Origin of the sequence: Streptomyces sp. NPDC050121 (assembly GCF_044460385.1) — a bacterium.
Taxonomy (GTDB): domain Bacteria; phylum Actinomycetota; class Actinomycetes; order Streptomycetales; family Streptomycetaceae; genus Streptomyces; species Streptomyces soliscabiei.
Genome location: NZ_JBITJV010000008.1, coordinates 248,772 through 268,466 on the forward strand (window position 1 = coordinate 248,772; position 19,695 = coordinate 268,466).

Consider the following 19,695-nt stretch of genomic DNA (forward strand, 5'->3'; position numbering starts at 1 on the left):
TTCCTCGGCGTCTTCAACCTGGACTCGGGCAGGCGCACACTCCCTTCGTTCGGTGCCGACAGGGCACCATCCAAAGGGGGCGTATGCCGATGGTTGTCGGCGTCGTTGCGGGGGCGGCGGTTCTCGCCGTTCTCGTTCTGCTCGGTCTCTTCAAGATGATGTGGCGGGTCGCGGAACCCAACGAGGCACTCGTCATCTCCGGCTCCAACCACCGCACCGAGGGCCTGGAAGCGGGGATGGGCTTTCGTATCGTCACCGGGCGCGGCACGCTGGTGATGCCCGGCGTGCAGGTGGTGCGCAAGCTGTCGCTGGATCTGAACGAGACCGAACTGCATGTGGACTGCGTGACGCACCAGGGCATACCGCTCAAGGTGCGGGGCGTGGTCATCTTCAAGGTGGGCGACGACTTCGTGTCGATCGCCAACGCGGCCCGGCGTTTCCTCGACCAGCAGAAGCTGATGTCGGAGCGGGTGCACAACGTCTTCGCCGGTCATCTGCGGTCCATCGTGGGCGGGTTGACGGTCGAGGACATGATCCGCGACCGGGAGAAGCTCACCGGGCAGACCCGTGCCGCCTGCGGCACGGAGATGGAGAAGCTGGGCCTGATCGTGGACTCCCTGCAGATCCACGAGATCGAGGACCCGACCGGCTACATCCGGAACCTGGCGATGCCGCACGCGGCGGCCGTGCAGCGAGACGCGCGCATCGCCCAGGCGGAGGCGAACCGTCTTGCCACGGAGGCGGAACAGGCTTCGTTCGCGCGGATGGCGGAGGCCACCCGGGACAGCGAGATCCTGCAGGCCGGCTACCAGGCCGAGCGGGACAAGGCGGGCGCCAAGGCCCGTCAGGCGGGGCCTCTCGCCGACGCGGCCGCCCGGCAGGAGGTCGTCGTCCAGGAGACCCGGGTCGCCGAACTCGAGGCGCACCGCAGGGAACAGCAGCTCCAGGCGGACGTCCGCAAGCCCGCGGACGCGAAGGCCTACGAGAAGCGCACGCTCGCCGAGGCCGAGCGCGACGCCCGGATCTCGGCGGCGCAGGCCAAGGCGAAGGAGACCGAGCTCGCGTCCGCCGCCGAGGCGAGCCGGGTCAAGCAGGCCGCCGGCGCCGAGGCCGAGGCGACCAAGTCCCGGGGTGCGGCCACCGCCGCCGCGACCCGGGCCACCGGTGAGGCCGAGGCGGCCGCCGCGCAGGCCAGGGGCTTGGCGGAGGCCGAGGCGACGAAGGCGCAGGGCCTTGCGGAGGCGGAGGCCATCAAGGCCCGGGCCGCCGCGCTGGCCGAGAACCAGGAGGCGGTCGTCGCTCAGCAACTCGCCGAGAACTGGCCGGAGATCGTGCGGGCCGGCGCGTCCGCGTTCGGCAACGTCGACAACATGGTGCTGCTCAACGGCGCGGACGGCATGGCGGACGTGTTCGCCAAGGCGCTCACCATGGGCGGGACGGGACTCGGTCTGGCCCGTCAGCTGCTCGCCTCGATGAACCAGAACGGGCAGGCCCCGCAGGGGACTTCGCCCCTCAACCAGATCGTGAGCCCGCCCTCGGGCCCGCCGTCGCAGCGGGTGCCGGTCGAGGAGAAGTGACCCGGCGGTGAAACGCGGTCACGGGGGCAGCCTCTAAGGTGCCCCCGTGACCGCGTTTACCGATGCAGATGCAGACGTCCCGGGCCGCTTCGGCCCCTCCGCCACGACCGAGGCCGATCCCCACGAGACCGGCCGGGTGCGCACGGAGTACTCCCCCGCGCACGACGGCGACCCCGATCCCGGCGAGATCGTGTGGACCTGGGTGCCCTTCGAGGAGAACGACGGCCGGGGCAAGGACCGCCCGGTGCTCGTCGTCGCCCGGGAGGCGGGCGGCACCTTCCTCGCCGTACAGCTCTCCAGCAAGCGGCATGACAGTGACCGGGACTGGGTGGCGATCGGGACTGGGCCGTGGGACCGGACCGGACGGGACTCCTGGGTGGACGTCGACCGCATCCTGCGGCTCCACGAGGACGGCATGCGCCGCGAGGCCTGCGCGCTGGACCGGATGCGGTTCAACCTGGTCCGACAGCGACTGCATGAGCGCTACGGCTGGACCTGAGAGCCCGTCAGACCCTGAAGCGGGGCGAACGTCTTTTCGAAGGCGCCCCGCACCGCGCCGCCCGGCGTCCGGTCGAGCACTCCGAACACCACATGGTCGAACGTCTGCCCGAACCGCCCGTCGGGGGCGAGCAGGGCCCGGAACGCCCCCGCCACCTGCGCGGGGTCGTTGCGGAACACCCCGCAGCCCCACGCGCCCAGCACCAGGCGCCGATAGCCGTGCGCGGCGGCCGTCTCCAGGACGCGCTCGGCACGGACAACCAGCGCGCGCGGCAGCTCGGACGCACGCTCCGGCGCCGTCCGCAGCACCACGCCCGCGTTGGGCGCGGCGGCCGTCAGAAAGCCGACGGGGTACGGCTCGTCCAGCAGTCGGCCCCGGTCGTCACGGAAGACGGGCACGGCCGGTGAGTGGATGACGCGATCCGAGTAGAACGGGTCGCGGTGGGCGCGGTGGTGGTCGTAGAACTCCCGGGCCGCGAGCAGGCAGGTGTACAGCGCGGAGGCCCGGCACAGGGCCTCCTCCTGCGCCTGGGCGCCGTTGAGATAGCCGCCGCCGGGGTTGCGGGCGGAGGCGAAGTTCAAGGCCGCGACCGGGCCGGTGTCGGCGAGCCGGCGGGCGGCCTCCAAGCTGCTCTCGCCCGTGACCTCGATCAGCGTGTCCGCGACCGGAGCCACCGGCTCGGGCACGGCGACCGGCTCCGGTCCCGCCGTCCGCGTTGCCGCCCGAGCCGCCTCGATCGCCGCCGCGAGGGGCACCTCGCGGCCGTCGGACGCGCGGTAGCCGCCCGCGGCGACGATCCCCTGCGTCTCGCGGGCGATACCGCGCAGTCGCGCGCTCATGGCGCCACCCCCGTGGACTCCATGGTCGCGTGCCGCGCGGTCACTCGCGCCCCGCCCGCCTCCCCCGCCGTGCTCATGCACGCATCGTGAGCGATCCTGGACACCTGGTGCAACAGGGTTTCCAGGGCCGGGTAACGCCGTGCCGACACGCCGAAAACACATAGGAAACAGCTCGAAATCGGCATGGAATGAGCAGGGAATCCAGCATTCCCGGTCCCAAAAGTGCCGTTGTGCACCCTTGTGCGATTCGTTTCGAGGGACTTGGGTGGGACGAGCTATGCCGGTCCAGCCACACCGAGGCCGGACCGGTGGCATGGTGGAATCTCAGGAGGATCCCGACATGTCCGATTCGGTCAGCGACTGTACCGACAGCACCGGAGGTACCGAGCGCCGCACCGCCCTCACCGAAGCCGAGGTGGAGGCCCTGGTCAGGGGCATCTGCTTCAAGACCGGCCCGCCCCGCACCGTCGGGGTCGAGGTGGAATGGCTCGTCCACGAGCTGCGCTCGCCGCAGCTCCCCGTCACAACCGAACGACTCGAAACCGCTTACGCCGCACTGCGCACCGTGCCGCTGAGCTCGCCGCTCACCGTCGAACCAGGCGGCCAGCTGGAACTGAGCTCCCCGCCCGCCGCCTCCCTGATGGAGTGCGTGGGCACCGTCTCCGCCGACCTCGCCGCCGTCCGCGCGGCCCTGGCCGAGCACGGACTCGCCCTCTCCGGCAACGGCACGGACCCCTGGCGCCCACCCCGCCGGTTCCTGCACGAGCCCCGCTACGACGCCATGGAGGCCTGCCTCGACCGCACGGGCCCGGCCGGCCGCGCCATGATGTGTGCCTCGGCCTCCGTGCAGGTCTGCCTGGACGCCGGGTACGAGGAGCCCGGCCCGCTGGGGCACGGACGGCGCTGGTGGCTGTCGCACATGCTCGGCGCGGTGCTGGTGGCGGCCTTCGCCAACTCCCCGCTGCTCGACGGCAACCCCACCGGCTGGCGTTCCACCCGGCAGTTGCTGTGGATGGAGATCGGTGCCGGGCGGGCGGGCGGACCCGTCCTGGACGGCGATCCACGCGCCGCCTGGGCCCGGCATGTGCTGGACGCGCCGGTGATGTGCGTCCGGCGCGACAGCGGGCCGTGGGAGGTGCCCGAGCGGCTCACGTTCCGGGAGTGGACCCGGGCGGGAGAGCCGACCCGGGAGGATCTCGACTACCACCTCACCACCCTGTTCCCGCCGGTCAGACCGCGCGGCCACCTGGAACTGCGCATGATCGACGCGCAGCCCGGCGACGACGGCTGGATCGTCCCGCTCGCCGTGACGGCGGCGCTGTTCGACGACCCGGAGGCGGCCGAGAACGCCTACCGCACCATGAAGCCGCTGGCCGAGCGCGCCCAGCCGCTGCCGGCCCCGCACAATCCGCTGTGGATCGACGCGGCCCGCTACGGGCTGACCGACCCCGAGCTGCACGAGGCCGCCGTCACCTGCTTCACCACGGCGCTGCGGGCCCTGCCCCGTCTCGGCGCCGACGACGGCGTCATGGACGCGGTGAGGGACTACTTCGACCGCTACGTCCTCAAGGGCCGCACCCCCGCCGACGACCAGCTCGACCGCCTGCGCGGCACGGACACCCGCGCGTACGGGAAGGACCTCCGCACATGACCGAGCCCGCACTGGACACCGAGCCCGCGCCGGCCACCGAGCCGGCCGGGGACGCTGCGGCCGCCCCGGACGCGGAGACCCTCCGCGCCCGCGTGCTCGCCTCGCTCACCACGGCCCGCGAGCGCACCACGCTGCTGACGAGCTGCGTGGAGGAGCCGGACCTCACCGCCCAGCACTCCCCGCTGATGTCCCCGCTGGTGTGGGACCTCGCGCACATCGGCAACCAGGAGGAGCTGTGGCTGCTGCGCGCGGTGGCCGGCCACGAGGCGATGCGCCCCGAGATCGACGGCCTGTACGACGCCTTCGAGCACTCGCGCGCCGAACGGCCCTCGCTGCCGCTGCTGCCGCCCGCCGAGGCCCGCCGGTACGCGGCGGAGGTGCGCGGCCGGGTGATGGACGTGCTGGAGTCGGCCGACTTCCAGGGCACCCGGCTGACGGAGGCCGGCTTCGCCTTCGGGATGATCGCCCAGCACGAACAGCAGCACGACGAGACGATGCTGATCACCCATCAGCTCCGCACCGGCCCGCAGGCCCTGACCGCACCCGACCCCGACCCGGTGCCGTTGTTCACCGGCCCGTCCGAAGTCCTCGTCCCCGGCGGCCCGTTCACGATGGGCACGTCCGGCGAACCGTGGGCGCTGGACAACGAACGGCCCGCACACCAGCGGGAGGTGGCAGCCTTCCACATCGACACCACCCCGGTGACGAACGCCGCGTACCAGGCGTTCATCGAGGACGGCGGCTACGACGAGGAGCGCTGGTGGACGAAGGAGGGCTGGGCGCACATCCGCGGGCACGGCATCCACGCCCCGCTGTTCTGGCGGCGCGACGGCGGGCAGTGGCTGCGCCGCCGCTTCGGGGTCACCGAGGTGGTCCCGCCCGACGAGCCGGTGGTGCACGTGTGCTGGTACGAGGCCGACGCCTACGCCCGCTGGGCCGGACGCCGGCTGCCCACCGAGCCCGAGTGGGAGAAGGCGGCCCGCTTCGACCCGGTGACCGGCGGCTCGATGCGCTACCCGTGGGGCGACGCCGATCCCGGCCCCGAGCACGCCAACCTGGGCCAGCGCCATCTGCGCCCGGCCCCGGCCGGCAGCTACCCGGCCGGTGAATCCCCGCTCGGGGTAAGGCAGTTGATCGGCGACGTATGGGAGTGGACGGCCGGCGACTTCCTCCCGTACCCCGGTTTCCGGATGTTCCCGTACAAGGAGTACTCGGAGGTGTTCTTCGGCCCCGAGTACAAGGTGCTGCGCGGCGGTTCGTTCGCGGTGGACCCGGTGGCCTGCCGGGGCACGTTCCGCAACTGGGACTACCCGATCAGGCGGCAGATCTTCTCCGGGTTCCGCACCGCCCGCTCGGCCGGTGCCGCCTGATGTGCCGTCACCTCGCCTATCTGGGCCGCGAGGAGCCACTCGGCCGGCTCCTCGTGGAGCCGCCGCACGGCCTGTACCGCCAGTCGTGGGCACCACGCCGACAGCGGTACGGCACGGTCAACGCCGATGGTTTCGGGGTGGGTTGGTACGCCGAGGGGGATCCGGTGCCGGCGCGTTACCGCCGGGCCGGGCCCATCTGGGCCGACCTGTCCTTCGCCGACCTCGCCCGGGTCGTGCGCAGCCGGGCACTGCTGGCCGCCGTCCGCGACGCGACGCTGGCCGGGGCCGACGCGGAGGCCGCGGCGGCGCCGTACGCGGCCGGGAGCTGGCTGTTCAGCCACAACGGGGCGGTGGCGGGCTGGCCGCGCTCGCTGGAGCCGCTCACCGGCTCCCTGCCCGGCGCCGAGCTGCTGTCGATGGAGGCCCGCAACGACTCGGCGTTCGTGTGGGCGCTGGTCCTGGCCCGGCTGCGCGGCGGGGACACGGAGAGTCAGGCGCTGACGGACACGGTGGTCGAGGTCGCCGCGGCGGCCCCCGGCTCCCGGCTCAACCTGCTCCTCACCAACGGCGAGACCATCACGGCGACCGCCTGGGGCGACACCCTCTGGTATCTGGCGGAGCCCGGCCGGGGCACGGTCGTGGCCTCCGAACCCTACGACGACGATCCGCGCTGGCAGGAGGTCCCCGACCGCACCCTGCTCGCGGCGAGCCGCGCCGACGTCCTGCTCACCCCGCTCAAGGACCCGAGCCCGGACGTGGCATCCGCACCCCGCAAGGAGACCGGCACGTGAGCCCGTTCCAGATCACCCGCACCCTCCCCGAGGACGCCACGGACGCCGCCCTGCGCGCCGACGTCCGGCGCGGCCTGACCGCCACCCCCAAGACTCTGCCGCCCAAGTGGTTCTACGACGCCCACGGCAGCGAGCTGTTCGAGCGGATCACCGAACTGCCCGAGTACTACCCGACCCGCGCCGAGCGCGAGATCCTCGTGGCCCGGGCCGGCGAGATCGCGGCGGCGGCCCGCGCCCGCACCCTCGTCGAGCTCGGCTCGGGCTCCTCGGAGAAGACCCGCTACCTGATCGACGCGCTGACGGAACTGGACACCTATGTGCCCGTCGACGTCAGCGAGAGCGCCCTCACCCAGGCCGGGCAGGCCCTGATCGCCGAACAACCACGGCTGACCGTGCACGCCCTGATCGCCGACTTCACCGCGTGGTTGGCCCTGCCGGACACCCCGGGCCCGCGCCTGGTCGCCTTCCTCGGCGGCACGATCGGCAACCTGTTGCCGGCCGAGCGCGCGGTGTTCCTCGCCTCGGTGCGCGCGCTGCTCGCGCCCGGCGACGCGTTGCTGCTCGGCACGGACCTCGTCAAGGACGAGGGTGTGCTGGTGCGGGCGTACGACGACGCGGCCGGGGTGACGGCCGCGTTCGACAAGAACGTCCTGGCCGTCGTCAACCGTGAACTGGGCGCCGACTTCGACCCCGGCACGTTCGACCACGTCGCGCTCTGGGACCCGGAGCACGAGTGGATCGAGATGCGGCTGCGCTCCCGTACGGCGCAGACCGTGAAGGTGCCCGCGCTCGACCTCGCCGTCGACTTCGCGGTCGGCGAGGAGCTGCGCACCGAGGTGTCGGCGAAGTTCCGGGAGGAGGGCGTACGCGCGGAACTGTCCGCCGCCGGACTGGAGCTGACCCACTGGTGGACCGACGCCCAGGGCCGCTTCGCCCTGTCGCTGAGCACGGTGCGGTGACGGACGGCTCGCGCTCCACGGCAGACTGAGGCACGGTGGAGTGACGCGTGGCACAGCCGTCACGGCGGAGAGGAGCACCCGCATGTCGAACCACACCTACCGGGTCACGGAGATCGTCGGCACGTCGCCCGACAGCGTCGACCAGGCGGTCCGCAACGGGATCAGCCGTGCCTCGCAGACCCTGCGCAACCTGGACTGGTTCGAGGTGACCCAGGTGCGCGGCCAGATCGAGGACGGGCAGATCCAGCACTGGCAGGTGGGCCTGAAGGTCGGTTTCCGGCTGGAGGAGTCCGACTGACGGCTCTCAGGTCCGCCCCTCCCGCTCCTGCGCGGTCTCCAGCGCGGCGGAAGGGGCGGTCCAGCGCGCCCGTACGACGGTGAATCCGGCCCGTTCGGCGTCCGCGCAGACCAACTCGTCGTCGTCGACCAGCACCCGGATCTCCCGGGTGCCGGCGAGCCGCTTGAGGATCTCCAACTTGGTGCGCCGGGCGGGCCTGCGGTCGTCGTTGCGCCGCATGTGGACGCGCCCCTCCGGCAGGCCCTGCGCGGCGAGCCACTCCAGCGTGTCCCGACGGCAGCGCTCGGGACGGCCGGTGAGGTAGACGACCTCGCACTCCTCGGCGTGGGCCAGCGCCAGCGCGATGCCCTCCGGGATCGGCGGGTCCTGCGGCGCGGCCGCGAAGAACGCGGTCCAGTCGCGCGGCGCGCGCTCCAGGAACCGCTGTCGGTGGGCCGTGTCGGCGAGGGTGTTGTCCAGGTCGAACACGGCGAGGGGCCTCTTGCTGCTGTCGGTCACGAAGCTCACCCTAAACAGATCGCCGACCCCGGCAACCTTCCCTCCCCCGGCGCCCACTGCCCTGCGGCAGCAACGACGGCAAGCAGGCACAGTGGACTGGCGGAGGCGGGAGAGCCCATGCGCAACGCGTCGATCTGGACGGCAGCGGTGTTGAGTGCGGCACTGGTGACGGTGGCGGGCCCGGCGGGCGAGGCGTCCGCCGCGCCCAGGACCCTGGTCGTGGCGACGAACGGAAACGATGCGGCGCCCGGCACGCTCGCGAGGCCGCTGCGCACCGTCCAGCGGGCGGTGGACCTGGCCGCGCCCGGCGACGTCATCGCCGTGCGCGGCGGCACCTACACCCTCACCGACAACATCACGATCACCACCTCGGGCACCGCCGCGCAGCCCATCACCCTGGGCGCCTACGGCGGTGAGCGGGTCCGCATCGACGGCGAACAGCTGCCCGCGAGCCACACCCCGGTCGGCGGCAGCATCCCGCGCGCGGAGCGCGGGGCGATCCACCAGGAGGCCGCGTACTGGCGGATCTCGGACCTGGAGATCGTGAACGGCCCGTACGGCGTGTACTGCGACGGCTGCAACGGAAACGTCTTCTCCCGGCTCTCCACCCACGACAACTACGAGTCGGGGTTCCAGCTCCAGGGCGCCTCCGCGAACAACCAGATCCTCGATTTGGACAGTTACGCCAACCGGGATCCGCGCAAGAACGGCGAGAGCGCGGACGGGCTGGCCGTCAAGGAGGGCAGCGGCACGGGAAACGTGGTGCGCGGCGCCCGCCTGTGGAACAACGTCGACGACGGTTTCGACGCCTGGAAGTTCACCTCGCCGATAAGGATCGAGAACACGGTCGCGTACGGGAACGGTTTCAACCGCTGGAACTTCCCGGACTTCGCCGGTGACGGCAACGGGTTCAAGCTGGGCGGGGGCAGTCCGGCGCCGGCGGTGGCGCACACCGTGCAGGGCTCGGTCGCCTTCAAGAACGCGGCGCACGGCTTCACGGACAACGGCAACCCGGGCGCCCTCGCCCTGACCAGGAACACGTCCTACGCGGCCGCGGGCACGGGCTTCGACTTCGACACCTCCGGCGGCAAGGCCCGCCTCACGGGCAACCTCGCGGTGGCCGACGCGCGCGCCTCGGCGCTGGGTTCGGCGACCGTCTCCAGCGGCAACTCCTGGGATCTGGGCGGCACATGGAACGCGTCCTCGGTGCTGAGCACGGACGCCGGGCCGCTCACCGGCGCCCGCGCGGCCGACGGCACGCTGCCGTCCGCCCCGTCGTTCCTGGTCCCGCGCAACGGGGCGGCCGTCGGGGCACGGTTCTGACCCGGCACCGCCGCGCCCCGAGGCCTGACCGCGATGCCGTACACCGGGTGGCACTGGTGGCGCTGCGCCCGTCGAGGAATCCTGCGGGCCACCAGGCGTTGAACCCGGTATGAGTTCCGTGATCGCCTCGGCCCGCTTCTCCGTCCTCGACCGCTCCCGCGTCCGCGAGGGGCACACCGCCGCCCAGGCGCTGCGGGACAGCGTGGCGCTGGCGCAGGAGGCCGAGCGCCTCGGCTACCACCGGTTCTGGGTCTCCGAGCACCATGGCGTGCCCGGTGTGGCGGGTTCGGCGCCCACCGTGCTCGCGGCCGCCGTGGCCGGGGCGACGCGCACGATTCGCGTGGGGACCGGAGGGGTGATGCTGCCCAACCATCGGCCGCTGGTCGTGGCCGAGCAGTTCGGCGTGCTGGAATCGCTCTTCCCCGGCCGGATCGACATGGGCCTGGGCCGCTCGGTGGGCTTCACCGACGGGGTGCGCCGGGCGCTCGGCCGGGACAAGGACGACGCCGACGACTTCGCGGCCCAGCTGGAGGAACTGCTCGGCTGGTTCCGGGGCGCCTCCCCGACCCGGGTGCACGCGTACCCGGCTCAGGGCCTGACCGTGCCGCCGTTCGTACTGGCGATGGGTGAGGGCGCGGAGATCGCCGCCCGCGCGGGGCTGCCGATGGTCATCGGCGATCTGCGCGACAGGGAGAAGATGCGGCGGGGCATCGATCACTACCGCACCCGTTTCCGGCCCTCCGCCTGGGCGGCGGAACCCCATGTCGTCATCTCCGGGACGATCGCCGTGGCCGCGACCCCCGAGGCGGCCCGGCGGCTGCTGATCCCGGAGGCCTGGTCGATGGCGCACTCGCGCACCCGGGGAGCCTTCCCCCCGCTGCCGCCCGCGGAGGAGGCCGAGGCCCGCACGATGACCGCGAAGGAGCGCGGCTTCTACGAGTCCGGCCTGACCGGTCACCTCGCGGGCGCCGAGGAGCAGGTCGCCCACGAACTGGAGACGGTGCTGAAGGAGACGGGAGCGCAGGAGGTCCTGGTCACGACGAGCACGTACGACCGTGCGGCGCTCCTGGACTCCTACCGCCGGCTGGCCGCCATCGTGCACAGCGAGCGGAGCGGCAGCCGACCGCCGCTGTCCCCGGACAGGTCCTAGGGCGCGTTTCGAAAGTCCCGTCTGGCCCGCGACGCCTGGCACGGCGCCTCGCCGCGTTGTCGGGATCGTCCGCGTACGCCCAGTACGCGGACGACCCTCCGCCTTGCGATGCACCGCACCAGACGCCGCGGGCCCCGCCCTCCGGGCGGACGACGCTACTTTCGAAACACGCCCTAGTAGCGTCAGGGACTGGTGCGGTGGCTGCCGTTAAGGGGCAGTGCCGAGGTGAGGCCGAGTGCGGCGGCGCAGACCGGGCCGAGGACCCGGGTGCGCCAGGCACCGAGGGCAAGGACGATCCACCCGGCGAGGATGGCGAGGTTCAGCGTGGCGAAGACGTGGAAGGCGCCGTAGCCGGCGGAGACCGCTTCGGTGGCGGGTCCGACCCCTTGGGAACGCACCAGTGACAAGGCCAGATGGTCCACCCCCGCGTGGAAGGCACGGGCGAACAGTCCGAACATCCCCAGGGCCCCGCCCCACAGCCCCCAACCGGCGCTGCGGGTGCCGATCCTTGCAGCCACCACGGCCACGGCGGGCCAGAGGAGCAGGTTGCCCGCGGCAAAGAGACCGTATGCGGTGGCCATCAGGGTGGGGTGCCGCTCGTACGCGACGAGTTGATCGGGGTAGAAGAAATGGAAGCGGGCCCGCAACAACGCGCCGGTCCGCATCAGGAGTGGGCCGAGCACCATGGCGGTGCCGCCCACTCAACGTCCGGGGAAGCCGGTGGCCTCCCACCGCTCCACAGGGAGCGCGCCACGCAGTCGTTTCAGAAGTGACATCAACGGGCCTCAGACGACGTCGAATTCGTTGCCCTCGGGGTCCTGCATGGCGGCGGCGTAGAGCCCCATGTTCGGCTCGTCCTTGATTCGCAGCACGGTGGCACCAGCTTTGACCAGCCGTTCCACCGTAGCGTTGACCCGCTGTATGCGGACGTCCAGTGGGACGTCACGGCCCCCACCGACCTTCAGGTCGAAGTGCCACCGGTTCTTGGCGATCTTCGGCTCCGGAACCTCCTGGAACCACACCCTCGGTCCACGTCCCGCGGGATCGATGATCGACTCCGGAATGTCCCCGGCACCGGCCGGCAGCTCTGCCTCGGGCACCCCCATGGCCGCCCAGTAGGCACGCCAGGTGGCGTGCCCGCTCGGCGGAGGCTCAGGCACGTAGCCAAGGGCCTCGGCCCAGAAGGTCACCATTCCCTGCGGCTCGGAGCAGTCGATCGTCAGCTGCACTGTCATCTCCATGCTCAGAGCATCCCAGGCAGGTCTGACAGAAGATCCACCTTCGCAACAGGCCCTTGGAGAGGTTGAGGTGGTCGGCTCGGGGTCAGCTGGCAGAACGTCACTACGATCACGGGCCATGGAGTGGCTCGAGCGCACCGCGAAGCTGAGGCAGTGGACGAGGAGCGGGACACGTGCTCCGCACAAGCCGTTACTGCTCCTGTATGCCCTCGGCCGGTTCCAGGAGGATGCCGACGGCGGGCTGCGCTACAGCGCGGTGGAAGAGGACCTGCAGCGGCTGTTGACCGAGTACGGGCCGCCGAACAGGACGACGCCCGCCTATCCGTTCCACCACCTGGTCAGCGACGGTGTCTGGGAAGTGCGTACTGATCGCGGGCCGGGCAGTCCCGGGACCGGGGTGCGGGATCTTCGGGAAACGCGTGCCACCGGGCAGCTCGCGTCGGATCTGCGGGCAGCGTTGCGACGCGACCCGTCGCTCCTCGGCAGGATCGCGCGGCTGTTGCTCGATCTGCACTTCCCGCCCTCGCTTCACAGCGAACTGTGCGAAGCCGCCGGCCTGGAGCTGGAGCCGACGGAGACCGAGCAGCTCTCGGCCGTGAGACGACAGCGAGACCGGCGGATGCGGGAACTGGTGCTGACCGCCTACGAGTACCGGTGCGCCTTCTGCGGTTACGACGGCAGGATCGGCGCGGTGCCCGTGGGGCTGGAGGCGGCGCACGTGCGTTGGTGGGCGTTCGACGGGCCCGACGCCGTCGAGAACGGGCTGTGCCTGTGCTCACTGCACCACAGGCTCTTCGACAAGGGCGTCCTCGGTGTCGGCGACGGGCACCGCATCCTGGTGTCGCAACGTTTCGTGGGCCACAGCTCCGCTGCCCGCGAGCACGTCATAGCGCTCGCCGGCCGTCCGCTCGTCGGCCCCCAGCCGGGTGCCCGCCCGGTCGCGGCCGCCCACCGCGACTGGCACACCAGCCAGGTCTTCCACGGCAGTCCACGCCCGGCCACCGCTGTCTGATCACCTGGTCGGCACCGGCGTCAGGGGCGCGGTCGGACGCCCACGGCTGTGGCTGAGCGTGGCGGTTGACGCCGGCGGTCACCCGTGGGTCAGGCCCAGGCCCAACAGGCTCGCCCGTGGGTCAGGCCCAACAGGCGCCTGGAGAAGCCGCAGATGTCCGACCGCACCCGGAGTGGGTGTCAGGTCCGTGTCCAAGGGCGGAGTTTGTCAGGGTTCAGTACGGCCCAGATGTGTGTGATCCGGTTGTCCGCAATGCCGAACGCCAGGACCGACATGGTGTTGCCGTCCAGTTGGGCCGTCAGACCGGGCTGGCCGTTGACCGTGGTCTCCAGGATCGTCACGCCGGGGACGGCTTGGGAGCGTTCGGCGAGGAAGCGTGCGATCTGTTCGGCTCCCTCCACCGGGCGGAGGGAGGCGGGGACGAGTCCGCCGCCGTCGCCGGTCGCCGTGGCGTCGGGTGCCAGCAGGCCGATGAGGGCGTCGATGTCCTGGGCCTCCCATGCCTGCTTGAAGGCTCTGACGATGTCGGCGCGTCGGGCCGTCGGGGTCGGGTGGGGCTGCGCCGCGTGAAGGCGGCGGCGGGCCGACGCGGCGAGTTGACGGCATGCCGCCGGGGTACGGCCGACGATCTCGGCCACTTCGGCGAAGGAGTAGCGGAAGACGTCGTGCAGGACGAACGCCACGCGCTCGGCCGGGGTCATCGAGTCGAGCACGACGAGGAAGGCCATGTTGATCGACTCGTCGAGGGTGACCCGGTCGGCCGGGTCGACGGTGGCGCCGCCCCACCGCCCACTGATCCACTCCGTACCGTCGGGCAGCGGTTCCGGGATCCATTCGCCGACGTAGCGCTCGCGCCTGGCCCGTGCCGAGCCGAGCAGGTCGAGGCAGATTCGACTGGCGACGGTCGTCAGCCAACCGCCCGGGGACGCGATGTCCTCCCGCTGTCGTGGGGTCATGGCGTACCAGCGTGCGTAGGTCTCCTGGACGACGTCCTCGGCTTCGGCCACCGAGCCGAGGAGCCGGTACGCGAGACTGATCAGCTGATGACGCTCGTTCTCGAGCATGCTCAGGCCCGGGTCGGACGGACTGGCTGCTGGCCCTGATGGGGTGGTCATGGTGTGGACGGCTCCCTCGGTCGCATGTGGCCTCACCGGTCCGACGAAACAGCGCACCGAAGTGTGAGGTCGGGACGCCGCCTCACACTCCGTTCGTCGCACTGGACCGGAGCATGGCCTTGCAGAGGGCGTCGTGTTCGGGGGAGGCGGGGAGGGGGCCGCGGGCCGGCGCCTCGAAGGACTGGATCAGGAGGGCGACGACGCGGCGCCAGGCGTCGGGAGCGGCGTCGCGGCAGGCGTAGACGACGCCGAGGTTGGCCATGTGGATCAGGACCAGGTCCGAGGGGTCGAAGTCCTCGCGCAGGCGGCCTGTCGCCTTGGCGCGGCCGATGAGCCGCACCATGCCCTCGTACGCCTCGTCGCGGCGCCGCTCCATGGCCTTGGCGGTGGGGAAGGTCATGGTCAGGACGTCGGCGAAGCCGTTGTCGGCGGCCTGCATCGCGCAGGCGGTCTCGATGCAGCCGGTGAACCCGTGCCAGGGGTCGGGGTCCTCGAGGGCGGTGGCGACCAGGTCGGCGTAGGCGTCCATGCGGTCGGCGAAGACGGCGGCGACCAGTTCCTCCTTCGTGGGGAAGCGGCGGAACATGGTGGCGATCCCCACTCCCGCCTCGCGGGCGACGGAGGCCATGGAGGCGTTCAGTCCCTCGCGCGCGAACACGGTGCGCGCGGCGGTGATGATCCGGCCCCGGTTGCGCTCGGCGTCGCTGCGCAGCGGCTGGGCGGCGGGGTCGTCGGAGGGCTGGGCGCCTGGGGTCATACCGACCATTCCAGCAATCGGAGCATCCTATCCATTTTCTCTCTTCAGGGATGGCAGTACAGCCGGCACGCCATTCTCATTCGATACGATCGGAAACTCTTCGAAACATTCGGAGCGGGGAAGCCTCATAGGCGATCTCAATATCGGCGATGTTGGCGATCAATTCCAAATCCTGCTCCCTCCTAGGCCCGTCTACCAGGCAATACACATACCCAAGCCGATCACTTAATGAGTGAATGTTTCGGGATCATCGCCGAAAGCATTGACAGCTGGCAGGGCCATATCAAAACTGTGTGCCGTCGCGCCTGTTGGCTCCCATCGGCCCCACGAGGACGAGGAGGAAGCACGCAAATGAACGACGCACCCGCACCCGCACCCGCACCCGCACCCGCACCCGCACCCGCACCCGCACACCCGACGAACCGCGGTCACCCCCGTTTCGGGCCGCTCAACCGCTTCAGGCTGTTCATCAGCGGTGTCTGCGCCACCGTGCTGGTCGCCGTGGCCGCGATGGCCCTGCCCGGCACGGCCCACGCCGACACGGTCATCACCACGAACCAGACCGGCACCGACAGCGGCTACTACTACTCGTTCTGGACGGACTCGCCGGGCACTGTCTCCATGAACCTGGCCTCCGGCGGCAACTACAGCACCTCCTGGAGGAACACCGGGAACTTCGTCGCAGGCAAGGGCTGGAGCAACGGCGGGCGCAGGAGTGTGACCTACTCGGGCACCTTCAACCCGTCCGGCAACGCCTACCTGGCTCTCTACGGGTGGACGGCGAACCCTCTCGTCGAGTACTACATCGTCGACAACTGGGGCACCTACCGGCCCACGGGAACGTACAAGGGCACCGTCACCAGCGACGGCGGCACGTACGACATCTACAAGACGACGCGGTACAACGCCCCGTCCGTCGAGGGCAATCGCACCTTCGACCAGTACTGGAGTGTCCGGCAGTCGAAGAGGACCGGCGGAACCATCACCACCGGCAACCACTTCGACGCGTGGGCACGGGCCGGGATGCCCCTGGGCAGCTTCAACTACTACATGATCATGGCGACGGAGGGCTACCAGAGCAGCGGCAACTCCAACATCACCGTCGGTGGGACCGGTTCAGGGGGCGGCGGAGGTGGGGGCGGGGGCGGCAGCAGTTGTTCGGCGGCCCTTTCCGCGGGACAGCAGTGGGGCGACCGCTACAACCTCAACGTCGCCGTCACCGGCTCCAGCAACTGGACCGTCACCATGAACATCCCCTCCCCCGCGAAAGTCCTCTCCACCTGGAACATCACCGCCGCCTACCCCAACACCCAAGTCCTCACCGCCAAACCCAACGGCAACGGCAACAACTGGGGCGTCACCATCCAGCCCAACGGCAACTGGACCTGGCCCACCGTCTCCTGCACCGCGAGCTGAAGCACTGTCTCGAGCTGAGCCGCTGTCTTGAGTCGAGCCGCTGTCTTGAGTCGAGCCGCTGATCTGTCGGCCTCGGACTCCTCGTCCGGGGCCGTTCGCGTGGGCGGAGCCGGTCAGCGGGTGGCCGCCGAGATGCCGGGCGTTCGAGGCCGCGGCGCCCCGGGATCTGCGTGGACGACCGTGATGTGGCGGTCGGGGCCGGGCGCGGGCGTCTCCAGTTCGTCGAGGACGGCGACGGCCAGGTCCTCGGCGCTGATCCACGAGCGGCCGTCGGCGGCCGTGAGCAGGGTGTCCGTGCCGCGCAGGTAGCGGCCGGTGCGTTCACCGGGTTCGAGCAGGGCCGGCGGGCTGAGGTAGACCCAGTCGGCGTCGGGGTGGGCCTGGCAGGTCCGCAGCTGAGCGATTCCGGCGGCGGCCACGGCCTTCGACTCGGCGGACACGTACGCGGGGTTGTCGGCGACCAGGAGATCGGGGTCGTCGGGGCTGCGCAACGCGCCGGCGCCGCCGACCACGAGGACGCGCGTCCCGAGCTGTGCCGCACTGTCCAGGACGGTACGGGTGACGCCGACCAGGAACTCCTGGTCGACCGGTTCCGTCCGCACGGTCAACACCACGGCATCCACCGCCTCCCCTCTCTCCACCGCATGCACCGCAAGGCGCGACAACGCCCCGCGTACGGCGCGGGGGTCGCGGGCGTCGACCGCGACCGGCGTCACGCCCGGATCCTCACTCGCCGGCTTCCGGGACAGGGCCGGCACCCGATGTCCGCGTGCGCGGGCCTCGGCGATCACCCGGCTGCCGACCATCCCGGTGGCGCCGAGCACGGCGATCGTCATCCCTGTACCTGTACCTGTACCTGTCCTCATCGGTTCCGTGTTCCTCTCAGGTTCGGGGCGTTGAGCTGTGCCGCGAGCAACGCGGCCAGGGCGAGGACGAAACCGACGCTCTGCGGCAGGCTCAGCGACTCGCCCAGCGCGATGCCCACGACCGTGGCGACCAGCGGCGACAGCAGCACCAGCGGTGCGGACGCGCCGACCGGCAGCGTGGCGATCCCCCGGGACCACAGGGTGTGCGCGATCAGCCCTCCCACGGTGCCGAGCCACAGGTAGCCGCCGACCGCTCCGGCGTCGAGCCGCGGCGGCGCCCCCTCGATCGCGAAGGTCAGCGGAAGCAACAGCAGCCCGCCGGATGCCAGTTGCCAGCCGGCCAGGGTCAGGGGTCCGACCCCCGCGGGACGCCCCCAGCGTTTGAGGAGGACGATGCCGGCGGCCATGGCCGCCGTACCGCCGAGGCCGGCGAGCACCCCCACGGCGTCCAGCCGGGCCTGAGGCCCGAGCACCACGAGTCCGACGCCGGCCACGCCGATCACACCCCAGGTGAGCCGCCAGACCGTCGGCCGGTCGTGGAGCGCCGCGACGGCCAGCCCGGCGACCAGCAGCGGCTGGGCCGCGCCGAGGGTGGCGGCGACTCCGCCGGGGAGTCGTTCGGCCGCCAGGAACAACAGGGGGTACAGGGCACCGATGTTGAGCACGCCGAGGACGGCGGCCTTCCACCACCAGTCCCCGCGCGGGAGGACGCGGGTGATCGCCAGGGCGAGCAGCCCGGCGGGCAGGGCGCGCATCAGCCCGGAGAACAACGGGTGCCCGGCCGGCAGCAGTTCGGTGGTCACGGCGTACGTGGTGCCCCAGGAGGCGGGGGCGAGTGCGGTCAGCGCGACGGTCGTCGCCCGCCGGCCGGACGCGGCCCGCAGCGGTGAACTCCCGGTCGGAGTCAGGGTCTGCATCTTCTGCATGTGCTGCGTGTTCTGCATGTGCTGCGTGTTCTGCATGTTCTGCATGTGCTGAAGTCTCGGCAGTCGCGGCCATGAATCCAAAGCATGCTTGTCATGGCAGCCATGAACGACAACGATTGATCGCGTGGACCTTCAACAGATGCGGTACGTCGTCGCCGTGGCCGAGACCAGCAACTTCACCCGCGCCGCGGAGCGCTGCTCGGTGGTGCAGTCGTCGCTCAGTCATCGGATCGCCGACCTGGAACGGGAGTTGGGGGTGAGGCTGTTCGCCCGCTCCAGCCGGCGCGTCGAGCTGACCAGCGCCGGAACGGCGTTCCTCGTCGGCGCACGGGAGTGTCTGGCCGCCGCCGACCGCGCGGTCGCCGACGCCGCCGCCGCGACCGGCGTGGTGCGGGGCCGGCTCGCCGTCGGCGTGATCGTGACGACGGCCGCCGTCGACGTCCCCGAGCTGCTGCAGCGATATCGCGCCCAGCACCCGGACGTCCGGGTGGTGCTGCGTTCCGGTCGCAGCGACGAGTTGGCGGCGGCGATCCGCAGCGGCGATCTGGACCTCGCCTTCCTCGGCCTGCCGGAGGGCGGGCGGCCGCCCGGGGTGGAGACCGTCGTCCTCGATCACGACGAGCACGTTCTGGTGGTGCCGGCCGGGCATCGGCTGGCGGGCGCGGTCCGGGTCGCGCTGCGGGACACCGCTGAGGAGACGTTCGTGGACTTCGTGGGCGGGACTCCGGCCCGGGCCCAGTCCGACCAGGCGTTCGCCGCCGCGGGCCTGGTCCGGGACGTCGCGTACGAGGCCGGCGTCGTCGAGCTGATCACCCGGCTGGTCGCGCGCGGGCTCGGCATCGCGCTGCTGCCGTCGGCGTTCATCCGGCCGCTGGCGGCCGACGACCCCGAGCTGGCGCTGGTCCCGGTGACCGACGGGCCGCATCGCGTCGAGTACCTGGCGTGGAGCCGGTTCAACCCCAGCCCGGCCACCCGCGCGATGCTCGACGTCCTCGGCGTCAGAGCACCGTAGCCATCGGACGTCGTAGACATCGGACCGTCGTAGACATCGGACCGTCGTGGACGGACCGCCGTCGACAGGCCGTCGTCGACCGCGGCCCGATCTGCGCGACCGCCCCGCTGCCACGCCACCGCAGGTCCACCGAAGCCCCGACGAAAAGGAACGGACCGTCACCTTCCAGCTGTGGCACTGGCACGAGGACGGCGAGCACTACGACCTGGAGCACTTCCAGCTGTTGCCGGCGGACGGGGACTGGCGCGTCCGGGTCCGCCGGACCAGCTACTGGGCGCTCGGCCGGGACCGGCTGGCCGGGCTTGTGGCCGAGGCCGCATTCGTGGCTCCCGAGTGGCGGGCGCCGTCGGAGACGGGCTTTTTCCAGCCATTGCTCGTGGCGCGCTCCGTCGCGTAGT

General features: G+C 71.5%; 20 protein-coding genes and 1 pseudogene. 13 read left to right on the forward strand and 8 right to left on the reverse strand.

The window, feature by feature from the left end:
• The first annotated feature begins 83 nt into the window (after positions 1 to 83).
• Together ACIBTS_RS15280 and ACIBTS_RS15285 are read left to right on the forward strand one after the other, a co-directional pair.
• Positions 84 to 1,577, forward strand: a complete 1,494-nt coding sequence (locus ACIBTS_RS15280) for an SPFH domain-containing protein (protein ID WP_319672576.1) — start codon at positions 84 to 86, stop codon at positions 1,575 to 1,577.
• Positions 1,578 to 1,623: 46 nt separating this feature from the next.
• Positions 1,624 to 2,076, forward strand: a complete 453-nt coding sequence (locus ACIBTS_RS15285; RefSeq protein WP_399319599.1) for a type II toxin-antitoxin system PemK/MazF family toxin — start codon at positions 1,624 to 1,626, stop codon at positions 2,074 to 2,076.
• On the opposite strand, the gene ACIBTS_RS15290 is transcribed toward ACIBTS_RS15285, so the two are convergent.
• The gene (locus ACIBTS_RS15290; protein WP_399319600.1) at positions 2,061 to 2,915 is read right to left on the reverse strand and encodes a TIGR02452 family protein; all 855 of its coding nucleotides are present in this window, start codon (positions 2,913 to 2,915) and stop codon (positions 2,061 to 2,063) included. The genes ACIBTS_RS15285 and ACIBTS_RS15290 overlap by 16 nt on opposite strands.
• A 340-nt stretch (positions 2,916 to 3,255) precedes the next feature.
• On the opposite strand from ACIBTS_RS15290, the gene egtA reads away from it, so the two are divergent.
• From egtA to ACIBTS_RS15315, 5 genes are all read left to right on the forward strand, one after another.
• Positions 3,256 to 4,566, forward strand: a complete 1,311-nt coding sequence (gene egtA / locus ACIBTS_RS15295) for an ergothioneine biosynthesis glutamate--cysteine ligase EgtA (protein WP_399319602.1) — start codon at positions 3,256 to 3,258, stop codon at positions 4,564 to 4,566.
• A complete protein-coding gene (gene egtB, locus ACIBTS_RS15300) occupies positions 4,563 to 5,936 on the forward strand; it encodes an ergothioneine biosynthesis protein EgtB (RefSeq protein ID WP_399319603.1) in 1,374 nt (457 codons plus the stop codon). Before egtA ends, egtB begins: the two co-directional genes overlap by 4 nt.
• Positions 5,936 to 6,727 carry an ergothioneine biosynthesis protein EgtC gene (gene egtC / locus ACIBTS_RS15305; protein ID WP_399319605.1) on the forward strand — a complete coding sequence of 264 codons (792 nt, stop codon included), beginning with the start codon at positions 5,936 to 5,938 and terminating at the stop codon, positions 6,725 to 6,727. The genes egtB and egtC overlap by 1 nt, the downstream gene beginning before the upstream one ends.
• Positions 6,724 to 7,686 (forward strand): L-histidine N(alpha)-methyltransferase, encoded by a 963-nt coding sequence (gene egtD / locus ACIBTS_RS15310; protein ID WP_399319606.1) that lies wholly within the window; start codon positions 6,724 to 6,726, stop codon positions 7,684 to 7,686. Before egtC ends, egtD begins: the two co-directional genes overlap by 4 nt.
• A gap of 82 nt (positions 7,687 to 7,768) precedes the next feature.
• Positions 7,769 to 7,984 carry a dodecin gene (locus tag ACIBTS_RS15315; protein ID WP_079663938.1) on the forward strand — a complete coding sequence of 72 codons (216 nt, stop codon included), beginning with the start codon at positions 7,769 to 7,771 and terminating at the stop codon, positions 7,982 to 7,984.
• Positions 7,985 to 7,990: 6 nt separating this feature from the next.
• On the opposite strand, the gene ACIBTS_RS15320 is transcribed toward ACIBTS_RS15315, so the two are convergent.
• A complete protein-coding gene (locus tag ACIBTS_RS15320) occupies positions 7,991 to 8,482 on the reverse strand; it encodes a hypothetical protein (RefSeq protein ID WP_079665235.1) in 492 nt (163 codons plus the stop codon).
• A gap of 117 nt (positions 8,483 to 8,599) precedes the next feature.
• Between ACIBTS_RS15320 and ACIBTS_RS15325 the strand changes: the two genes are divergently transcribed.
• Both ACIBTS_RS15325 and ACIBTS_RS15330 read left to right on the forward strand, forming a co-directional pair.
• On the forward strand, positions 8,600 to 9,805 hold the full coding sequence (locus ACIBTS_RS15325; protein WP_399319609.1) for a right-handed parallel beta-helix repeat-containing protein: 1,206 nt from the start codon (positions 8,600 to 8,602) through the stop codon (positions 9,803 to 9,805).
• A 109-nt stretch (positions 9,806 to 9,914) separates the two neighbouring features.
• Positions 9,915 to 10,955, forward strand: coding sequence for an LLM class flavin-dependent oxidoreductase (locus ACIBTS_RS15330; protein ID WP_399319611.1), 1,041 nt, complete (start codon positions 9,915 to 9,917; stop codon positions 10,953 to 10,955).
• A gap of 182 nt (positions 10,956 to 11,137) precedes the next feature.
• Here ACIBTS_RS15330 and ACIBTS_RS15335 read toward each other — a convergent pair whose 3' ends face one another.
• Together ACIBTS_RS15335 and ACIBTS_RS15340 are read right to left on the reverse strand one after the other, a co-directional pair.
• Positions 11,138 to 11,656, reverse strand: a complete 519-nt coding sequence (locus ACIBTS_RS15335; protein WP_399319613.1) for a hypothetical protein — start codon at positions 11,654 to 11,656, stop codon at positions 11,138 to 11,140.
• 84 nt (positions 11,657 to 11,740) lie between these two features.
• On the reverse strand, positions 11,741 to 12,196 hold the full coding sequence (locus ACIBTS_RS15340; RefSeq protein ID WP_399319615.1) for a VOC family protein: 456 nt from the start codon (positions 12,194 to 12,196) through the stop codon (positions 11,741 to 11,743).
• Between the two features lie 115 nt (positions 12,197 to 12,311).
• Here ACIBTS_RS15340 and ACIBTS_RS15345 point away from each other — a divergent pair, with 115 nt between their 5' ends.
• Positions 12,312 to 13,205, forward strand: coding sequence for a phosphorothioated DNA-binding restriction endonuclease (locus ACIBTS_RS15345; protein ID WP_399319617.1), 894 nt, complete (start codon positions 12,312 to 12,314; stop codon positions 13,203 to 13,205).
• A gap of 179 nt (positions 13,206 to 13,384) precedes the next feature.
• Here the strand turns inward: ACIBTS_RS15345 and sigJ are convergent, their stop codons facing one another.
• A complete protein-coding gene (sigJ, locus tag ACIBTS_RS15350) occupies positions 13,385 to 14,320 on the reverse strand; it encodes an RNA polymerase sigma factor SigJ (protein WP_399319619.1) in 936 nt (311 codons plus the stop codon).
• Between the two features lie 82 nt (positions 14,321 to 14,402).
• The gene (locus ACIBTS_RS15355) at positions 14,403 to 15,077 is read right to left on the reverse strand and encodes a TetR/AcrR family transcriptional regulator (RefSeq protein ID WP_399319621.1); all 675 of its coding nucleotides are present in this window, start codon (positions 15,075 to 15,077) and stop codon (positions 14,403 to 14,405) included.
• Positions 15,078 to 15,428: 351 nt separating this feature from the next.
• Between ACIBTS_RS15355 and ACIBTS_RS15360 the strand changes: the two genes are divergently transcribed.
• Positions 15,429 to 16,493, forward strand: a complete 1,065-nt coding sequence (locus ACIBTS_RS15360) for a glycoside hydrolase family 11 protein (RefSeq protein WP_399319623.1) — start codon at positions 15,429 to 15,431, stop codon at positions 16,491 to 16,493.
• Between the two features lie 113 nt (positions 16,494 to 16,606).
• Here the strand turns inward: ACIBTS_RS15360 and ACIBTS_RS15365 are convergent, their stop codons facing one another.
• Both ACIBTS_RS15365 and ACIBTS_RS15370 read right to left on the reverse strand, forming a co-directional pair.
• Positions 16,607 to 17,329, reverse strand: a complete 723-nt coding sequence (locus tag ACIBTS_RS15365) for an NAD(P)-dependent oxidoreductase (RefSeq protein WP_399319624.1) — start codon at positions 17,327 to 17,329, stop codon at positions 16,607 to 16,609.
• Between the two features lie 26 nt (positions 17,330 to 17,355).
• Positions 17,356 to 18,276, reverse strand: coding sequence for an EamA family transporter (locus ACIBTS_RS15370; protein WP_399319727.1), 921 nt, complete (start codon positions 18,274 to 18,276; stop codon positions 17,356 to 17,358).
• A gap of 133 nt (positions 18,277 to 18,409) precedes the next feature.
• Here ACIBTS_RS15370 and ACIBTS_RS15375 point away from each other — a divergent pair, with 133 nt between their 5' ends.
• Complete coding sequence (locus ACIBTS_RS15375) at positions 18,410 to 19,297, forward strand: LysR family transcriptional regulator (protein ID WP_399319625.1); 888 nt, start codon at positions 18,410 to 18,412, stop codon at positions 19,295 to 19,297.
• A gap of 91 nt (positions 19,298 to 19,388) precedes the next feature.
• Positions 19,389 to 19,694, forward strand: a pseudogene (locus ACIBTS_RS15380) (class I SAM-dependent methyltransferase); the annotation flags it as partial.
• Position 19,695 lies beyond the last annotated feature (1 nt).

What these genes read in the sequence shown, in the direction of transcription:
- ACIBTS_RS15345 (WP_399319617.1), top strand. Translation starts at nt 12,312, where the DNA reads ATGGAGTGGCTCGAGCGCACCGCGAAGCTGAGGCAGTGGACGAGGAGC.
- ACIBTS_RS15280 (WP_319672576.1), top strand. Translation starts at nt 84, where the DNA reads ATGCCGATGGTTGTCGGCGTCGTTGCGGGGGCGGCGGTTCTCGCCGTT.
- ACIBTS_RS15290 (WP_399319600.1), bottom strand. Translation starts at nt 2,915, where the DNA reads ATGAGCGCGCGACTGCGCGGTATCGCCCGCGAGACGCAGGGGATCGTC.
- ACIBTS_RS15355 (WP_399319621.1), bottom strand. Translation starts at nt 15,077, where the DNA reads ATGACCCCAGGCGCCCAGCCCTCCGACGACCCCGCCGCCCAGCCGCTG.
- ACIBTS_RS15365 (WP_399319624.1), bottom strand. Translation starts at nt 17,329, where the DNA reads ATGACGATCGCCGTGCTCGGCGCCACCGGGATGGTCGGCAGCCGGGTG.
- ACIBTS_RS15325 (WP_399319609.1), top strand. Translation starts at nt 8,600, where the DNA reads ATGCGCAACGCGTCGATCTGGACGGCAGCGGTGTTGAGTGCGGCACTG.
- egtC (WP_399319605.1), top strand. Translation starts at nt 5,936, where the DNA reads ATGTGCCGTCACCTCGCCTATCTGGGCCGCGAGGAGCCACTCGGCCGG.
- egtA (WP_399319602.1), top strand. Translation starts at nt 3,256, where the DNA reads ATGTCCGATTCGGTCAGCGACTGTACCGACAGCACCGGAGGTACCGAG.
- ACIBTS_RS15315 (WP_079663938.1), top strand. Translation starts at nt 7,769, where the DNA reads ATGTCGAACCACACCTACCGGGTCACGGAGATCGTCGGCACGTCGCCC.
- ACIBTS_RS15340 (WP_399319615.1), bottom strand. Translation starts at nt 12,196, where the DNA reads ATGGAGATGACAGTGCAGCTGACGATCGACTGCTCCGAGCCGCAGGGA.
- ACIBTS_RS15370 (WP_399319727.1), bottom strand. Translation starts at nt 18,276, where the DNA reads ATGCAGACCCTGACTCCGACCGGGAGTTCACCGCTGCGGGCCGCGTCC.
- ACIBTS_RS15330 (WP_399319611.1), top strand. Translation starts at nt 9,915, where the DNA reads ATGAGTTCCGTGATCGCCTCGGCCCGCTTCTCCGTCCTCGACCGCTCC.
- sigJ (WP_399319619.1), bottom strand. Translation starts at nt 14,320, where the DNA reads ATGACCACCCCATCAGGGCCAGCAGCCAGTCCGTCCGACCCGGGCCTG.
- ACIBTS_RS15360 (WP_399319623.1), top strand. Translation starts at nt 15,429, where the DNA reads ATGAACGACGCACCCGCACCCGCACCCGCACCCGCACCCGCACCCGCA.
- egtB (WP_399319603.1), top strand. Translation starts at nt 4,563, where the DNA reads ATGACCGAGCCCGCACTGGACACCGAGCCCGCGCCGGCCACCGAGCCG.